Source organism: Flavobacterium sp. (assembly GCF_027531905.1).
In the GTDB taxonomy this organism is placed as follows: Bacteria; Bacteroidota; Bacteroidia; order Flavobacteriales; family Flavobacteriaceae; genus Flavobacterium.
In genome coordinates this window covers 13129-30561 of sequence record NZ_JAPZSU010000021.1, presented here as the reverse complement: position 1 = coordinate 30561, position 17433 = coordinate 13129, and the positions used below count along the sequence as shown (strand labels likewise).

At 35.9% G+C, this 17433-nt stretch carries 13 protein-coding genes; 9 read left to right on the top strand and 4 right to left on the bottom strand.

Annotated features, from left to right (window positions below):
- Positions 1 to 20: 20 nt before the first annotated feature.
- From O9307_RS06485 to phoU, 8 genes are all read left to right on the top strand, one after another.
- The gene (locus O9307_RS06485; RefSeq protein WP_064715669.1) at positions 21 to 704 is read left to right on the top strand and encodes a response regulator transcription factor; all 684 of its coding nucleotides are present in this window, start codon (positions 21 to 23) and stop codon (positions 702 to 704) included.
- A gap of 174 nt (positions 705 to 878) precedes the next feature.
- On the top strand, positions 879 to 1973 hold the full coding sequence (locus O9307_RS06480) for an ATP-binding protein (RefSeq protein ID WP_298296842.1): 1095 nt from the start codon (positions 879 to 881) through the stop codon (positions 1971 to 1973).
- A gap of 373 nt (positions 1974 to 2346) precedes the next feature.
- Positions 2347 to 3639, top strand: coding sequence for a porin (locus O9307_RS06475; protein WP_298296613.1), 1293 nt, complete (start codon positions 2347 to 2349; stop codon positions 3637 to 3639).
- A gap of 445 nt (positions 3640 to 4084) precedes the next feature.
- Complete coding sequence (locus O9307_RS06470) at positions 4085 to 4912, top strand: phosphate ABC transporter substrate-binding protein (RefSeq protein WP_298296609.1); 828 nt, start codon at positions 4085 to 4087, stop codon at positions 4910 to 4912.
- A gap of 74 nt (positions 4913 to 4986) precedes the next feature.
- Positions 4987 to 6162 carry a phosphate ABC transporter permease subunit PstC gene (gene pstC / locus O9307_RS06465; protein WP_298296606.1) on the top strand — a complete coding sequence of 392 codons (1176 nt, stop codon included), beginning with the start codon at positions 4987 to 4989 and terminating at the stop codon, positions 6160 to 6162.
- Between the two features lie 3 nt (positions 6163 to 6165).
- Positions 6166 to 7113, top strand: coding sequence for a phosphate ABC transporter permease PstA (pstA, locus tag O9307_RS06460; protein WP_298296603.1), 948 nt, complete (start codon positions 6166 to 6168; stop codon positions 7111 to 7113).
- Between the two features lie 634 nt (positions 7114 to 7747).
- Positions 7748 to 8506, top strand: a complete 759-nt coding sequence (gene pstB / locus O9307_RS06455; RefSeq protein WP_298296599.1) for a phosphate ABC transporter ATP-binding protein PstB — start codon at positions 7748 to 7750, stop codon at positions 8504 to 8506.
- A gap of 74 nt (positions 8507 to 8580) precedes the next feature.
- Positions 8581 to 9249: a phosphate signaling complex protein PhoU gene (gene phoU / locus O9307_RS06450; RefSeq protein WP_298296597.1), complete on the top strand. Its 669-nt coding sequence runs from the start codon at positions 8581 to 8583 to the stop codon at positions 9247 to 9249.
- Positions 9250 to 9293: 44 nt separating this feature from the next.
- Here the strand turns inward: phoU and O9307_RS06445 are convergent, their stop codons facing one another.
- The 4 genes from O9307_RS06445 to O9307_RS06430 form a co-directional block, all read right to left on the bottom strand.
- Positions 9294 to 10412 (bottom strand): glycosyltransferase, encoded by a 1119-nt coding sequence (locus O9307_RS06445; RefSeq protein WP_298296594.1) that lies wholly within the window; start codon positions 10410 to 10412, stop codon positions 9294 to 9296.
- Between the two features lie 161 nt (positions 10413 to 10573).
- Positions 10574 to 11110: a hypothetical protein gene (locus tag O9307_RS06440; RefSeq protein WP_298296591.1), complete on the bottom strand. Its 537-nt coding sequence runs from the start codon at positions 11108 to 11110 to the stop codon at positions 10574 to 10576.
- Between the two features lie 478 nt (positions 11111 to 11588).
- Positions 11589 to 15020 carry a hypothetical protein gene (locus O9307_RS06435; protein WP_298296588.1) on the bottom strand — a complete coding sequence of 1144 codons (3432 nt, stop codon included), beginning with the start codon at positions 15018 to 15020 and terminating at the stop codon, positions 11589 to 11591.
- A 432-nt stretch (positions 15021 to 15452) separates the two neighbouring features.
- Positions 15453 to 15758, bottom strand: coding sequence for a hypothetical protein (locus tag O9307_RS06430; protein WP_298296585.1), 306 nt, complete (start codon positions 15756 to 15758; stop codon positions 15453 to 15455).
- 347 nt (positions 15759 to 16105) lie between these two features.
- On the opposite strand from O9307_RS06430, the gene O9307_RS06425 reads away from it, so the two are divergent.
- Positions 16106 to 17404: a TlpA disulfide reductase family protein gene (locus O9307_RS06425; protein ID WP_298296582.1), complete on the top strand. Its 1299-nt coding sequence runs from the start codon at positions 16106 to 16108 to the stop codon at positions 17402 to 17404.
- Positions 17405 to 17433: the final 29 nt, after the last annotated feature.

Sequence of the window (17433 nt, the reverse complement as noted above, 5' to 3'; positions counted from 1 at the left end):
TAGATTTTGCACCATTTTTTATGAAAAAAAGAAGCACAAAGATTTTATTGGTTGATGATGAACCAGATATTTTGGAAATTGTAGGCTACAATCTTTCTCAAGAAGGCTATCAAATTGTAACTGCCAGCAATGGAAAAGAAGCGGTTACCAAAGCCAAAAAAGAATTGCCAGATTTGATTATTATGGATGTTATGATGCCAGAAATGGACGGAATGGAAGCCTGTGAACATATTCGTAAAATCCCTGAATTGAACAATGTGATCATCACTTTTTTGACCGCCAGAAGCGAAGATTACTCCCAAGTAGCTGGTTTTGATGCCGGTGCTGATGATTATATCACAAAACCAATTAAGCCTAAATTATTGGTAAGTAAAGTCAAAGCATTACTGCGTAGATTAAAAGAAGAAACCCAGAATAGTGAAACCCTTAATGTTGGAGGAATCGAAATCAATCGTGAAGAATACAAAATTATAAAAGACAATATCGAAATTGCCTTACCACGAAAAGAGTTTGAATTGTTTTATTTGCTAGCTTCAAAACCTGGAAAAGTCTTTAAAAGAGATGAGATTCTTGATAAAGTTTGGGGAAATGAAGTAGTGGTTGGTGGAAGAACCATCGATGTACACATTCGCAAATTAAGAGAAAAAATTGGTGAAGACTTGTTCAAAACCATCAAAGGGGTAGGGTATAAATTTGAAGTATAACTACCTATAAATGCTTCTGTCCTTTTACAGAAGCGTATTCGAAATTTTAAAATAAAATCACAAATTGACACCAAATTATTGGTTATAATTTGTGATTTTTGTCTTATAAAAAAGAAACTAAGCGTTCAAAATATATTTTTAATCCTAAAAAGTAACAAATTGGAATTGAATCCCATGGTAAAAATCAACTTTAAAAAGACCTATAAATTTGCCATAAAATCCGCTTTGTACGTCAGCATTTTTGTGGCTTTATCTTCGGCTATTCTGCAACAAGCTTTTTTTAAACCTCCTTCTCAAATCATTCTTTCTTATGCATTAATTGCTTTCGTAGGAACTTATATTTTTTCTTTCTTAGTGATTCAATATCGTGTAGAACGTTTTATTTATCGAAGAGTTAAAAAAATATATGATGACGTAGCCCTTTTAGAATCCAGTTCGTTCATCAATCAGCCCATCACTACTGATATGGAAACGTTGACGCGCGAAGTGAAGAAATTCGCCACCGATAAAAAATTAGAAATCGAGATGTTGCAGGTTCGTGAAGCCTATCGACGTGAATTTTTAGGTAACGTTTCTCATGAGTTAAAAACGCCATTATTTACGGTGCAAGGCTATTTGTCTACTTTGGTAGATGGCGCCATGGATGATAAATCTGTTCGAAAGAAATATTTGAAACGTGCCGAAAAAGGAGTAGAACGATTGATTTATATTGTTGAAGATTTAGATATGATTACAAAGCTAGAATCCGGTGATTTGAATCTGGAATTTTCTAATTTTGATATTGTAGATCTCATTCAAAATGTATTTGATTTGTTAGAAATGAAAGCCGATAAAAAGAAAATTTCGCTAGGTTTTGAGAGCAGTAATCTTCAGTCGGTTTATGTGCATGGGGATAAAGATAAAATTCAACAAGTAATCGAAAATCTTATCGTGAATTCAATTAAATATGGTAGAGAAGGTGGAAATACCGAAGTCACCATTGTTAATTTGACGAATAAAAAAGTCTTAATTCGGGTTACAGATAATGGCGAAGGAATAGAACAACAAAACGTACCCCGACTTTTTGAGCGTTTTTATCGTGTGGACAAAAGTGGCGCTCGTTCAGAAGGAGGATCTGGTTTAGGCCTTTCTATAGTAAAACATATTATCGAAGCCCATAAAGAAAAAATTTATGTGGAAAGTGAATTTGGCATTGGTTCTGAATTTTCTTTTACATTAGAAAAAGCAAAGGATAAAAAAGTAAGCCAAATAACTTCTCAAGAGGATTAATAATCCGCTTTTTGTCTAAAAAGGTAATGTTGTAGGACTTGCCTAATTTTCCAAAATTTAATAAAACACTTAATAAATTAGCTTAGTAAGGCTTGCTTGAGTCCTTGTGGCTATAAGTTTTCCTTGTTGTATATCACCAAATAGAATTGTTTTTTATAAACTGTTTAATTTTAGAGGTGTGTTGTAAATAATTAATTTACAATTACTTAACAATGAATAAAAACAAAAAATAGTACAATTTAGTACTTAAAAACTAGTAGTGAAAGATTGTTTTGAATATTTAATGATAATTTGTTGTCATGATAACATATTACTAACGTTATATTAACATTGCACCTAGACTTTTGCACCCGAATAATTCATACAGGAAAAGATGAGAAAAATTTTGGTGGCCATGTTATCATTAGGTTATTTTGTAACAAGTGCTCAAGAAGTAAAGAAAGACGAAATCACAAAAGCGGTAATGCATGTTTTAGATTCTATAAACAAAGCAAAAATCGCTGAAGAAAAAGATAATACTACTAAAGAGCAATGGTACAACAACTTAGGGATAAGAGGATATGTACAAGTGCGTTACAATGGTTTACTCTCTACCAATGATAAAGTTTCTTGCGAGCAATGTGACAGGTCTTGGGGAACTACCTCCACGGCTCCAGATGCAAAAGCGAATAATGGTTTTTTTATACGACGTGCCCGTATTATATTTTCCGGGCAAGTTCATCCAAATGTATTTGTATATATACAGCCTGATTTTGCTAGTTCACCTAGTTCAGGAATGAATCATTTTGTACAATTGCGGGATGCTTATTTTGATTTGTCTATTGATAAGAAAAGAGAATATCGTTTCAGAGTGGGACAAAGTAAAATTCCTTATGGTTTTGAAAACATGCAGTCAAGTCAAAATCGTCTATCATTAGACCGTAATGATGCGATTAACAGTGCGGCAGCTAATGAGCGTGATTTGGGAGTGTTTTTCTATTGGGCACCTGCGGAAATTAGAGAACGTTTTGCGATGTTGGTAAGAGATGGTTATAAAGGTTCTGGAGATTATGGTGTGTTTGCTTTCGGAGCATACAATGGACAAACGGCAAACAGATCCGAAGGCAACAGAAATTTGCATGTAATTTCTAGAATTACATATCCATTCATTATTGGTAATCAAATTATCGAACCAGGATTACAGGCTTATACTGGTAAATGGGCATTTACATCAGAATTGTCAACAGGAGTGACTACTCCAAACAAACTACAGACTACAGATCAGCGAATTGGAGCTACTTTTGTTTTGTATCCAAAACCATTCGGAATCCAAACCGAGTACAATATTGGTAGAGGACCTCGATATGACAAAGTAACTAATTCTGTTCAGGTGTCGGATTTAGAGGGAGGTTACATTACTTTAAATTATAAGTGGGATTTGCCTAGAAAACAAATAGTGCTCCCTTTTGTTAAATTTCAATATTATGATGGAGGAAAGAAATTTGAAAGGGATGCACGCAGTTATATCGTGAGAGATTATGAATTAGGATTTGAATGGCAGCCTTTCAAAGCTTTCGAATTTGTTGCTGAATGGGTTATTTCAGACAGAACATTCGAGGATAGTGTACTAAGAAACAACAGACAAAGAGGAAATTTATTGCGTTTACAAGCGCAGTTTAATTTCTAAATCATTGAAATAGATAGATTCTAAAGAGAGACCACGATTTTTGGTCTCTTTTTATGGTTCTACCCTCAACTGTGTGGGTAAACACACAAAAAAAAAGACAACCATATAAGGCATGTAAGGTCATTTAAGAATTAAGAAAATGTTCCATTTTAAAATGTAAGTCTATTAATTCATCGGAGTAGGTGTGAGTTGTGTAAGAAATAAGGGCGGTATGTTTATCAAACTTATATGGCCTTAAATGCCTTAAATGGTTTAAAAATAGAAGTTTCTTGTGTTGTAATAACATTATTAAAATAGTAAAAACCACACAATTCAGTGTAGAACCCTTTTTATTTCACATTGTAATGACAATTTCAATCAAAGCATAAAGATTGAATAACATTGACTTAACACACGCTTAACATTCACCCCTTACTTTCCCTTAGAATTAAATAAACTTTAAAAAATGTATAAAACAAAATTAGCAGTTGTAGTAGTGACTGTTATGATGATTGGTTTTTCGTTTACGACTGCTTCCAAAATCACCGTAAAAGGATCAGATACTATGGTCATTTTATCTCAAAAATGGGCCGAAGTATTTATGAGAAAAAATCCAGGTATTTTTGTTCAAGTTACCGGTGGAGGATCGGGTGTTGGTATTGCAGCTTTGATTAATGGCTCAACTATGATTGCAAATTCTAGCCGACCTATAAGCCAGGAAGAGTTAGAGAAAATGAAGACAAAGTATAATAAAAACAGTATTCAAATTGCCTGTGCTAAAGATGGTTTATCTATTTTTTTGAATAAAGTCAATCCTGTAGAAGAGTTAACAATTGCGCAACTCGGCGATATTTTTTCTGGAAAAATCACGAATTGGAAACAAGTAGGCGGACCTGACGCAAAAATTCAGTTGTATGGAAGAGAGAGTAGTTCAGGAACTTTTGAGTTTTTTAAAGATCATGTAGTAAAAACAGATTTTGCTCGTTATTGCCAAACGTTACCAGGAACAGCAGCAATTGTAAATGCAGTAAAAAAAGACAAATTCGGAATCGGGTATGGTGGCGCTGCTTATGCCGAAGGCGTGAAAGATTGTAAAGTTAAAAGAGACGCTAAGAGCAAAGGAATTTCACCAACGGCAGCTACAATTAAAAATAAAACGTATCCAATTTCTAGATACCTTTTTATGTACTTGAGAGAAAAACCAACAGGAGAAACCAAAAAATTCGTCGATTGGATTTTGAGTGCCGAAGGCCAAAATGTAATTGTTGAGGTTGGATATTATCCTTTAAAATAAACCCAATGCTAGACTTCCTTCTTTTTTGTTAACGAAGGAAGTTTTTTTTTACTACGAATTCCTAAATTCATATCATGGAAGCTACACCTTTATCGAATGCTAAGTTTACTAAAGACAGTCTAAAAAAACAATTCCGATGGTCTGAGTTTTTAGCCGAAAAAATCATTTCAAGTATAGCTTTTTTATCCATTGCTATTATTTTCTTGATTTTTATTTTTGTTTTCAAGGAATCCTTGCCTCTTTTTAGTACCACTAAAAAAGTTGAGACAACCGAAGTAAAAGTTACTACTGTGGCACAACCCGAAACCTATGGCCGAGCCACTGAGGATTTAGCGCCCGAAACCTACGGAGCACCTGTAGAAGATTTGTCTCCTACAGAAGAGGAATCGACCGATTTAAAGCCGGAAACGTATGGTGATCCTGTAGAAGAATTAGCAGTGGACACCGAAGAAGTGACCAAAAAAGCAGCGCCAAATCAAGAAGGAGCCGATAAAACGTGGAGTACTTTTGCGTCAACAGAGTGGGTTCCCGTTTCGGATAATCCTCGTTTTGGTTTGATTTCTTTATTGGCCGGAACATTAAAAGTGACTCTTATTGCGATGCTTATAGCTGGGCCTTTAGCCATTTTGGCCGCCATTTACACCTCTTGTTTTGCTTCCAAACGAAGAAAAGAAATCATTAAACCTATTATAGAAATGTTAGCCGCTTTTCCGTCTGTGGTGATTGGTTTTTTTGCATTAATGGTGTTGGCTACTTTTTTTCAAGATGTTTTTGGGTATGATTCTCGTTTGAATGCTTTTGTCGGAGGGGTAGCGATGGCATTGGCCGCCATACCAATTATTTATACTATTTCGGAAGACGCGCTTTCGGCAGTGCCAAAAACGTATATCGAAGCGAGTTTGGCCTTAGGCGCTAGTAAATCGCAAACGGCTTTTTTGGTGACGTTGCCAGCAGCTACACCAGGTATCTTCGCCGCCTTGTTATTAGGGGTTGGTCGTGTATTTGGCGAGACGATGATTGCTTTGATGGCAACGGGTAATGCTGCTTTGCTATCAGCCAATCCGTTTGAGAGTGTGCGAACTTTTGCTGCTACTATTGGTTCTGAAATGGCCGAAACGGTTTTCGGAGAAACGCATTATAGTGTTTTGTTTTTTATAGGATCGCTGCTTTTTATTTTCTCTTTTGGGTTGAATGCGATTGCAGAGTTTTATGTAAAAGGAAAATTGATCAAAAAATTTCAAGGAAAATAAAGTATGAAAACATCTACAACCGAAATGCAACATCCTTTTTTGAGTACAGGCAACCCAAAAGGAGATTTAAAAGAAAAAGCTGTTGTTGGGATTACCCAATTGGCAGTTGTTTTAATTGTCGCTATTCTATTTATTATTTTAGGCATCATAGTGTATGAGGGAAGATCTAAATTTTCATGGGAGTTTATTTCTTCTTTTCCTACTGATGGAATGACCGAAGGAGGAATTTTACCCGCCTTGATTGGAACGTTTATTTTGGTAATTGTAATGTCGATTGCAGCGGTACCTTTTGGAACGATTACGGCTTTGTATTTGACAGAATACGCGAGTGAGCATTCAAAATTTGCTGCTGCGGTTCGTTTTTCCATTCGTACCTTAGCGGTGGTGCCTTCGATTATTTTTGGGCTTTTTGGATTGGGCTTTTTTATTCAATTTGTTGGGACTGGCGCTGATAGTGTTTTTAACGGAGGAGAATTACGTTGGGGGCAACCTAATATTTTATGGGCGAGTTTAACGATGTCTTTGTTGACGCTTCCGGTGATTATAGTGTCGGTTGAAGAAGCGTTAAAAACCATTCCAAGAGAATTACGAGAAGCGAGTTTGGCTTTGGGTGCTACAAAATGGGAAACGATAAAAAATGTAGTGCTGCCCGGTTCAGTTTCTGGAATTATGACAGGAACTATTTTGGCGGTGAGTCGGGGTGCGGGTGAGGTAGCGCCGATTTTGTTTACGGGTGCGGCTTATTATTTGGCGTCGTTGCCGGGTTCTTTGAGTGATCAGTTTATGAATTTAGGATACCATATTTATATTATGTCTACGCAATCTTCGGATGTGGAGAAAACCATGCCGATTCAGTTTGCAACCACTTTGGTTTTATTAATTCTTACCTTGTCGTTGAATTTAGTAGCAGTATTGATAAGATCTAGAATTAGAAGAAGAGCGAAAGGGTGATGATATTTTGCGTGAGGGTAATGGGAATAATATAAGAGATTTTAGATTGAAGATTAACGATTCTTGATTTTAGATTTTGGAGCAAGTGAGTAAAAAATTAAATGATTTTCAGTATCTTATACATCAGCAATCAAAAATCGTTAATCAAAATTCAGCAATTAAATTGGTTCTACCCTCAACTGTGTGGGTAAACACCCGAGCAAAAAAAAACATATAAGGCATGTAAGGTCATATAAGAATTGAGAAAATGTACCATTTTATAAATGTAAGTCTATTAATTCGTTGAAGTTGGGATGAGTTGTATAAATAATAAGAGCGGTATGTTTAGTAAACTTATATGACCTTAAATGCCTTAAATGGTTCAAAAATAGAAGTTGCTTGTGTTGGAATAACACTGTTAAAATAGTAAAACCCAAACAATTCAGGGTAGAAGCATTAAATTCATGATTATTCCTTAACATAATGATCTTTTGCGTGAGGGATAGGAGCAAAGTACCGAAGTACTGCGTATAGCCCGACCGCAGTTGCGAAAGGCGCAAACTAACGGGTTGCTGAAGGAAGCCTTTTGCAAATGGGGTCACGCCCAACTTATATTTTGAATGCCTTATTTTAAAAATTTGAAGTAGAAATTATTATGAAAGATATAAAAATACAGGTCAATGACTTGTCGTTGTATTATGGGGAGAAGAAAGCCTTGGATGAAATTTCTTTGCAAATTCCTGCCAACAAAGTTACCGCTTTGATAGGGCCTTCGGGTTGTGGAAAATCGACTTTTTTGAGGTGTATTAATAGGATGAATGACTTGATTCCTGGGGTAAAAATTTCGGGACAAATGCTCGTAGAAGGGGTCGATATTTATGATAAGGATGTAGATGTGGTCAATATCAGGAAGAAAATTGGAATGGTTTTTCAAAAATCAAATCCTTTTCCGAAGTCTGTTTATGAAAATGTGGCGTATGGTCCTAAAATTAACGGCATTAAAAACAAGGCAGAGTTGGATGAAATTGTGGAGGTTTCCTTGCGAAAAGCTGCCATTTGGGAGGAATTAAAAGATCGTTTAGCGGAGTCGGCCATGGGACTTTCTGGCGGGCAACAACAGCGATTGTGTATTGCTAGAACTTTGGCGGTGAGTCCAGATATTATTTTGATGGATGAGCCAGCGAGTGCGCTTGATCCTATTTCTACTTCTAAAATTGAGGAATTGGTACACGAATTGAAAGAACTATACACCATAATTATAGTGACCCACAATATGCAGCAAGCCGCAAGAACGAGTGATCATACGGCTTTTTTTTATATGGGAGAGTTAATCGAAATGGGAAAAACCAAAGATATTTTTACCAAACCAGAGAAAAAACAAACGGAAGATTATATTACGGGTAGATTTGGATAATTGTTGCATTGTTTAGTCGGTTAGTTGTTTAACCGTTTCATCGATTAATCTTTTTAAACTAAAAAAAATAGAGGATGACACATTTTGAAATAGAATTAACAAAATTGAGAGACATCATCACCAAGATTGGTGTTTTGGCGGAAACACAAGTTGGGGAAGCAGTAAAAGCTATTTTGTCCGAACCAATCGAAGGCAAAGAAGTCAAAAAAACGGAGCATAAAATTGATAAATTGGATGTAAAAATCGAGGAGATTTGTCAAAACATTTTTGCGTTACACCAGCCTGTAGCTTCTGATTTGCGATTCATCATGTCGGCGATGCAAATTAGTAATGAGATTGAGCGTATTGGCGATTTGTCGATAAGTATTATCAAAAAAACCAAGAGTATTAAGGACAAACACGATTTGATCGCCAAGTTTGAAGTCGAGGAACTGACTCGGGAAATCGTTCAAATTGTTGCAAAAACCAACGCTTGTTTTGCTATCAAAGATGAAAGTGTAATTGGTGAAATTTTTGTGCTGAACAAAGCCATTAAATTCAAAATTGACGACACCGTTCATCAAATCATAAGTGAAATGAAATCCAATTCGAAAGTGGTGGTTTCTGGGACGAATTTAGTAATGGTGGTGAAGCATTTAGAACGCATTTCTGAGCATTGTACCAATGTAGCCGAATCGGTTTATTTTATGGTTCACGCTAAGATTATCAAACACGAAAAATTTGATCTACCTGGACTAGAGTAGCTTTTTTTAACTGTTTTTTTGAACCACATAAGGCCTATAAGAACCTATAAGTTGCTCTTGCAAATTAAATGTTCTGATAGGTCTTTTTTGTTTTTGTTTGTTTGAAAAACAGACAAAAGTTGTTCCCAATCTATGCGGGTATTCATCTCCGAAAGTCCTTTGTAATCCGCTATTTTGGACAGCATTTCTATTTTGAAAGTATCTTGAGAAGCATAAGGAACGATACGTTCTTGATCTAGCTTGATCGCCAAATATTCTTGTTCGTATTGTCCTGGAGTGGGGATAAAAAAGGCTTTTTTGCCTAGTTTGACCAAATCCATAATCGTGGTATAGCCTGATCGACAAAGAACATATTCACTTTCGTTAAAGGTTTGTTCTAACTGGCGTGTATTCATAAAATTGTAAAAGGTTACCGCACTGACGGTTTCTTTAACTTGTGTCTTTTCGATGATTCCTTTTATAAAAACGACTTTACCTTGAAAGCGCTTTACTTCTTCGGTTAACTTTTTTTCAAGCATTCCCCTTTGTGGTTCTGGCCCAGAAAGAATTACCATCAAGTCATAGACTTTTTGACTTTCTTTTTTGTGCAATCGGCTCAAAGGACCAATGTAATGTACAGGAAAATGTTTTCCATTTAGATGGCCTAGTTTGCCGGTAAGGTTGGGAGTTCCTTCAACATCTGGTACCCAACACTGGGTGTATTTTTTGATAATGATTTGATGTAATTTGCTGGTAAACCAGGTCGTATTCCCGGTCATTACATTCAATTGATGGGTCATAAAAATTGAAGGAACTTTGGGACTATAAACGCCTAAACGGTTGTCTGAGATAATGCCTTCGATTTCGTATTTTTTGATCCATTTTTTGACCAATTTCTTTTCATCTTTTATGGCTTCCAACATTTTTGGCAAGCTTTTCAGGAGTTTCCATTTAAAATTTTTGCCATTTTTGGCATATTCTATTTGGTAGGAGGGGAGTTGTAAGGTTTGAATGTAAGGGAATTCTTTTTTTAACAATTCGAGCGCCACGCCATCCGAGGCGATGATGGGCGTAAAATTGTTTTCTTGCAAGGCTTTTATAATTGGAATACAGCGGGTCGCGTGGCCTAATCCCCAATTTAAGGGCGCGATGAGTATTGTTTTTGAGGTAGAATCCAAGGTCATTTAGTGTGCAAAATTAAATATTAATACAGAGGCAAGGTAGCAATATTCTTATTTTTTTAAGTTTAGGCAACATTACCAAAAGTTTAATTTAATAACTGTTTGCATAAAAAAAGGCTTTCTAGTTAAAGAAAGCCTTTGAAACACTATGTTTTACGCCGAAATTAATTTTCGATATAGGTTTTGTTTCCGTTTTTATTGATGTAATATTTTCCGCCTCTTGGGCCTGTGTATACTTTTTTTCCATTGTATTCACCCGTTACTTTGTCTGGTGTTTTTGGCGCTTTTTCGGTGGTTTCTTTGAGTTTAACCTCGGCTGTTTTTTTGGCTTTGGTAGCTTTTTCAGTTACGGTTTTTTCTGCTTTGCTTTTTTCTGCTTTAGCTGCAGTTGTGGCTTTTTTAGCTTCTTTTTCAGCAGTTTCTTTTTCTGCAGCGGCTTTTTTGGCAGCTATGGTTGCTTTTCTTTTCTCGTTAGCCGCTTGTTGTTTGGCTGCTTTGGCTTCAGCAGCTTGGGCTTCGGCTTCTTTTTTCGCTGCTATAGTTGTTTTTCTTTTTTCGTTGGCTGCTTTTTGTTTGGCTTCTTTTTCGGCAGCGGAAACTTCTGTTTTAGCTTTTGTGGTTTTCTTTTTCGTGGCTGTTTCTTGTGCGAAAATGGTGTTGGACGCGATAAATAAGAAACATAAAATCAGTATTCTTTTCATAGTTTTTAGGTTTTTAAATTAATGGAATACTAAAACTACTAATTATTTTTGGAAATTAGATATAAAGTTCTAAAAATGTTAATGTTACTGTTAGCAAGAATGCCTCAATTTTCCTTTTAGTCCTGATAGGAACGGCATCCTCTTGTCTTGCCCTTACAACAAGACAAGAGATATAGTGGATAGCAGGAATCCCTGATGGCTGAAAAAGCCTTTTGTTGGCTCTCCTTCTATTTAATTTTTGCTAAATAATAACCGTAGACTGCAATTATTTTTAACCACATAGAAACATAGAATTTTTTAGTTTTTAAAAAGAACTCAATAGACGTTTTACTATTCACATAGTCAATCTATGTGAAAAATATAGCTATTTCTATAGGTTCTTAAATTATTGAAAGTAAATCTATGTTTCTATGTGGTTAATTTTTTATTATATTTTGAATTTCACCTAACGGTTTTAATAATACTATTTCAATTTTGATTAAAAATAAGCTCTTAACTGCACATTGCCGGTGTGGATGGCTGCGCTGGTTTCGCTTTTTCGGCCTTGGTAGTTGAAATTAATGTCGAGAAACTGAGTGATATTTTTTTGCAATAACACACGCCAAGTGAAGTTTTGTCCGGTTTGTAGGCCTTCGAGCATTTGGAAACCCACGGCTGATTGGGCGTTGCCATCGAATTTATTTTGATAAATAGAGAGTTCGCCGTTGAGTGTGAATTTGGCGTTACGAGCATAACTAAAGGCGGTTCCTAAACGGTTTTGTTGCAAGGTTTCGGCTTTAGCGAGTTGATTTTCTTTGTGTTGCAATTCATAAAACAATTCCCAACTGGCGTTTTTAGAAAACAAATAGCTGATTTTGGGAGCTATTTGATAGCCTTTGATGTCAAAATTTTTCTCAACATAATTTTCGGAAACAACGGCAGTGGCCAATGTTTTGGTAAAGAAGTTCAACAGCCAACTTTTTTGAAACAAATGTTGGTATTGCAATTGATGGGAGGCATTGCTGGCTTCTTGCGAACCATTGGACAATAAACTTTTGGATTTGTTTAGTAAAAAAGTATAAGTGATCGAGTTTTTTTGTTTGCCTCGATTGAAAAACAGACTGTTCCTGAAAACGGAGTTGAGTCCCAAGACATTGTCCTGTGGCTTTCCAAACGGATTCAAATCAAAGTTACCGCCTTCGTTTTTAATTTTCCGATCCATAATAAACGAGGTTTGGTTGTAAAAATAGGAAGCTATTTTTTTGACTCCTTTTTCGTTTTGCCATTGGTTTGGATTAATGATGAGGGATTGCGAAAACTTATTTTGATGGGTTTTGACAAAGATCTGGTTGGGCAAAAACACGCGAATGTATTTGGCCAAATCGGGATAGGGAGCGATTTCGAATTCTTGCAATTCTTGAATACCATTGCCGTTATAATCGTTCCAAGTATATACACCTTGACCCGCATTGACTTCTAGAAAGGTAAATTCTTGTTGGGCGATCGAACCCGAATTGGTTTCATACGCGGTGGTGCTTTGTACTAATTGGTTCCAAAAACGGTCGTTGTAGACCACTCGCGAATTGAGTGAAGGCTCTTTTTTGATCAAATTATTGGTGTATTCTAAGACACGATAATTGGCAAAAACAGACAAATCGCTTTTGGCGGTTTGGAATACTTTCGATTTTAAGCTAAAGGTTTGGGAATGATTGACGCGTTGTAACAAGCCATTTTGAATACTGTCGTTGGCTCTTTGTAAATAGCCCAAAGCCACGAAGACTTTGGTGCTGTCCCCGCGACCCACAAATCCTTCTATCTCTGAAAAACGCTGACTGATACGAGTAAAGGCTTGTGTACTTTTAATCTTTTCTTGATTGTCTTCTAATCGGAAGGTAGCGCCCACCCAATTTTTCTTTTTGTGAAAACGGACTTGCGTTTGTTGGCGAATAAAATTAGAAGTGCTTAACAAATTATCACTTTTGAGCACACTAGTCTGGTTTTGAAAACGCCAATTCGGAAGCTGTAAGTGTGCCATAATGCGGTGTTTTTGCCCAGAAAAAGAATCGGTAAAATCTAATTTTTCTAGTTGATAGGAGGCATTGCCTTTTAGTTTTCCTTTGTAGTTTGGGTTCCATTCGCTTTGTATTCCTGCGGTCCAGAAGCTTTGGTTACCAGCTGTTGTGGTGCCCAAATTCCAATCTCGATTGAATTCGATGTTGAACAAGCGTTCTACGGTTTTGAAACTTTCGGCTATGTATTGGTAATTGCCTATGAAATCCAAATTCCATTTTCCGGTAAACAAGCGTTGTTTGGTGTTGAGTTTTGCGGCTAATCCTTTGTTTTGATTGTCATCAAGACTCGAGAACAAATTTTGGTCGTTGTTGCTTACGCCAATTTCAAAATCAGTACTGCTTTTTTCATTTGGATTGTATCTTCCTAAAAAGGTGGCAATCTGTATTTTTTTGGGAGCAATGAGCGGAATCGTAGGCTCATATTCTCCTTGCAAAATACCGTTGAGTGGTGCTAGGTATTCGTAAATTCGGCCAATGGCTCCAGAGTTTTTTAAGACATAATTTCCTTGATTTGGTCCTATTTTGCTAAACCGAACATTGTACAAAACAGCTTGGCTATTGGTGGAAATTTCAAAGTATTCGATGCCATTGGCACTTTTTTTCTCGTACAAAATTTTGTTTTCAGAATACGAATCCTCATAGGCCGAAGGCGCATTCATTTTGCTCGGGTCGTTGCCTGCATTTTGTAAAATGGCGACTTGTTCTTTGGACAAACTTTGTTGCACGGGTTGGTTTTTCAAGTCACTTTCGGAATACAAATAACTACCAAATCGCCAGTTTTTGTTTTCGTGCATTCCACCCGCATACCCAACAATTCGAGTGTAATTTTGATCTGTAAATTGGTATTCGACTACAATTCGCATTTCGGAAGTGATGGTGAATAAAGGCGTAAAGACCAACTCTCCTGCGTTGTAATCCATCACATAATCGTTGTTTTCGCCTCGTTTTAGCAAATTGCCATTCACATACACGCGCTCGGAACCTGAAACAATCAATACGTACGCTTCCTCATTGTTACCTTTGAGTTTATAAGGCCCTTGATTGCCTTCTTGACCAGTAAATGCACTTCTGGCATATTGCCCTCTGACCAAACCAACCGCAGTTTCGATTTTGGTATGTTTCTCGGTGTTGCCCCAATCGAATTGCGTACTAAGACCTTGTACCTTTTTGTTGAAATTCATAAACTGAGCCGTTCGATTTTCTAAAAACAAATCGCCTCCTCGAACTCTCCAATCCTTGCTATACAATTCCATAAAAATATTATCAAACTGATCCAGTCTTTGCGAATAGCCGCCGTCTTGTAACGGAATATTACTGTCTTGAATCGAGGCGCTAATACTGACTTTTTCGGAGAGTTTACCGCTGATTTGTAGGTCCAAATTCGAGTTGAGTACCGCGTTTTGATTATTGCCCACCGTGACCCCACGCGTGATGCTTCCAGAGGTATTGAGCCCATCAAAAGGCGTTGCTTTTTTGGGATTTGTATCAGCCATTTGATACAAAGTACCCTTCAGCGCCTCGTTGTTGACCACTAGACTATCCGAGTACACTTGGTAGGTTTTGGTTAAAAAATCGGGATACTTTAGGTACTGAACCGATAGTTCTTCGGCGGTAAGTGTCGAAAGAGATTGTAACAACAAATAGCCTTTCTCAAAATTAACGCTGTAGTTTGTGGCGGGAAGCGTTTCTTTTTTGTCTGTCGTAATTTTAAAAAAACTCGGATTGATGCTCGTTTTTTCTAACCAAATGGTATCGGTAGTCACACGGATTTTTTTAGTGCGATAGGACGATTGATTTTCTTGCGCGTAAACGCCAGAAAGCCAAAAGAAGACTCCAAGAAACACAATTTTATTCCACATAGTTACGATAACGTCCAATGTTCAAAAGTAGTATTTAATAGTGAATAGGAGTTAGTAATTAGTGAATAGTCCTTAGTGAATAGTCCTTAGTCCTTAGTGATTAGTCCTTAGTGATTAGTAGTTAGTAATTAGTCCTTAGTTCTTAGTGATTAGTAGTTAGTCCTTAGTGAATAGTGATTGGGTAGATTTTGGTTTTGCGGGAATTAATAATATATTTGCTAAGGATTGAAAGTAGTAATCCAACAATATCAATCTGTAATTCTATACTCAAAACCATTTTATGTTTTTCAATTTATTTACTGTTTTTAGCTCATCTCAAGAAATTCACCAGTCTTACGATTGGAAGGCAAAAATCAAAAACCTTTTGTTGTCTTATTGGTATATGTATTTAGCAATCCTACTAATTGTTTTATTGTTGCTCCAACCATTAGACTATTTTGTTACAACTATTTTGGGTTTTCCGTCCATAATAGATTCTGTACAAAAGTCAGGAGTCAGGATCGCTACTTTTTCTTTTTGGTATGTTGTTGTAATTGGTCCAATTTTGGAAGAAATTACATTTCGTCTTTTTTTGAATTTCAAGAAAAAGGAAATTTGTCTGAGTGTATTTTTTATGTTGCTGTTGGTATTAGGAATTCGGGTTACTAGTGAAGCCTTGTTTTTACTTTCTACTTGGGTAAAGGTTGGAATTTCACTTTCGGTTGTTGTAGTGCTGTATTTTTTTGTAATTGACAACATCAAGTTTTCAATTCGTTTACAAAGAAGCCTAACGATAGTTTCAATAATAGCATTTGGTTTGATGCATATTGATAACTTAGAAAAGATATATTTTTCTTTACTATTGATCTATCCATTCTTTGTTCTTCCACAAATGATTATGGGATATTTTGGTACAAATTTGAGATTGAAACAAGGTTTTGTATGGGGAATACTGCTACATTGTATGACTAATTTGACTTTTTTTCTAATACATTACTCTCGATAACGAATGTTTGCCATTTTGTATTTTTTAAAGTTGCCTTAACTAATGTTTTTTTTTTTTTTCAATATGTATGCCAGTTTTTAATAACCTTTAATTGCTTTTTATGAGTGCATTTAAAACCACATTTGTCTTGTTGTTTCTTACTTCCCTTTGTTTTTCTCAAAACATCGTTTTAAAATTCATTGGCGATAATGACGATGGTATTTCTTTTGTTGGTTACTCCGAAAAATTTTTGATTGGTCCCAGAGGTTTTAGTCCTGGTGAACGAGAATTGGTGTTTAAGCTCAATCAGCCAGCAGTTATTAAATGTACGCATTTCAAAAAAGCAACACCCATTTTTGCCTTGCCTAATGAAGTGATTGAGTTTGATTTCAATGAAAAAGGACTAATAGAATATTCTTGTAAAACCAACAAGTACAGAGCAACCGAATCGCAATATGTGAATGAAAGTTTTGAAAAGTATGGGGTAGCAGAAAGTTTCTCTAATTATAATCAACTAAAAAGAGTTCGTTCTATAAATAAGATGTTGAAAAATTTTGACCCAACGTATCAAAAAGAACAAGAATTCTTAGAAAGTAATTTTAAATCAGGAAAAGTTTCTAAAGAATTTTATTCGTATTTTAAAATGATGTATTGGTCTTTGATTAAAACGAATGAACTTGAAAAAGCAACTGTTGCTCCGGCAACTATTTCTGCAATAGAAGAGAGTTTTAAGGGAGCAGATTCCCTTTTTGTTGTGGATGAATATCGATCATTAGTAGGCAGGTACATTGACAAAACTTTACCTAAATCAACTCAAAAAGCTACGTTATTTGAGGAGTTAACATTCGTAGTAACCACTTTTCAAAGTCAAAAAGTCAAAGATTATTTCTTGTTTAAGAATTTGGATTTTTCTTTAAATGACCCAAAATCGATAACTAAAGTAGAACAGCCATCTATTGATTTATTTCGAAAGCATTGTAAAGACCAAGAATATCTTGATGCTATCAATTTAGATTTACAACCTAAGGACACGCCATTTGTGTTGCAAAGTAAAATTGATAAGCACAAAGGGCAATTGGTTTTGGTCGATTTTTGGGCTTCTTGGTGCAAGCCGTGTAGAGAAGAGTTCCCTGCTGAAAAAGCTTTGATGGATAAGTTTCCTAATGTAGCTTTTGTTTTTGTATCCATCGACCAAAGTGCAGCAGCTTGCGAAAAAGCAATGCTAAAATATCCTAACATCTTAAATAAAGACAATAGTTTTTTGCTCACAAAATCAGAAGAAAACCTATTAATGAAAGAGATTAAAGTTTATTCGATACCTCGTTATGTTTTGTTTGGCAAAGATGGGACAATACTTCACAAAGACGCGCCTAGACCTTCAAGTCCAGATATTGAAAAGTTATTACAACGTTATTTGTAATCCATCAACTGCTGTTTTTCAATAAAAAA

What these genes read in the sequence shown, in the direction of transcription:
- O9307_RS06485 (WP_064715669.1), top strand. Translation starts at nt 21, where the DNA reads ATGAAAAAAAGAAGCACAAAGATTTTATTGGTTGATGATGAACCAGAT.
- O9307_RS06480 (WP_298296842.1), top strand. Translation starts at nt 879, where the DNA reads ATGGTAAAAATCAACTTTAAAAAGACCTATAAATTTGCCATAAAATCC.
- O9307_RS06475 (WP_298296613.1), top strand. Translation starts at nt 2,347, where the DNA reads ATGAGAAAAATTTTGGTGGCCATGTTATCATTAGGTTATTTTGTAACA.
- O9307_RS06470 (WP_298296609.1), top strand. Translation starts at nt 4,085, where the DNA reads ATGTATAAAACAAAATTAGCAGTTGTAGTAGTGACTGTTATGATGATT.
- pstC (WP_298296606.1), top strand. Translation starts at nt 4,987, where the DNA reads ATGGAAGCTACACCTTTATCGAATGCTAAGTTTACTAAAGACAGTCTA.
- pstA (WP_298296603.1), top strand. Translation starts at nt 6,166, where the DNA reads ATGAAAACATCTACAACCGAAATGCAACATCCTTTTTTGAGTACAGGC.
- pstB (WP_298296599.1), top strand. Translation starts at nt 7,748, where the DNA reads ATGAAAGATATAAAAATACAGGTCAATGACTTGTCGTTGTATTATGGG.
- phoU (WP_298296597.1), top strand. Translation starts at nt 8,581, where the DNA reads ATGACACATTTTGAAATAGAATTAACAAAATTGAGAGACATCATCACC.
- O9307_RS06445 (WP_298296594.1), bottom strand. Translation starts at nt 10,412, where the DNA reads ATGACCTTGGATTCTACCTCAAAAACAATACTCATCGCGCCCTTAAAT.
- O9307_RS06440 (WP_298296591.1), bottom strand. Translation starts at nt 11,110, where the DNA reads ATGAAAAGAATACTGATTTTATGTTTCTTATTTATCGCGTCCAACACC.
- O9307_RS06435 (WP_298296588.1), bottom strand. Translation starts at nt 15,020, where the DNA reads ATGTGGAATAAAATTGTGTTTCTTGGAGTCTTCTTTTGGCTTTCTGGC.
- O9307_RS06430 (WP_298296585.1), bottom strand. Translation starts at nt 15,758, where the DNA reads ATGTTGTCAATTACAAAAAAATACAGCACTACAACAACCGAAAGTGAA.
- O9307_RS06425 (WP_298296582.1), top strand. Translation starts at nt 16,106, where the DNA reads ATGAGTGCATTTAAAACCACATTTGTCTTGTTGTTTCTTACTTCCCTT.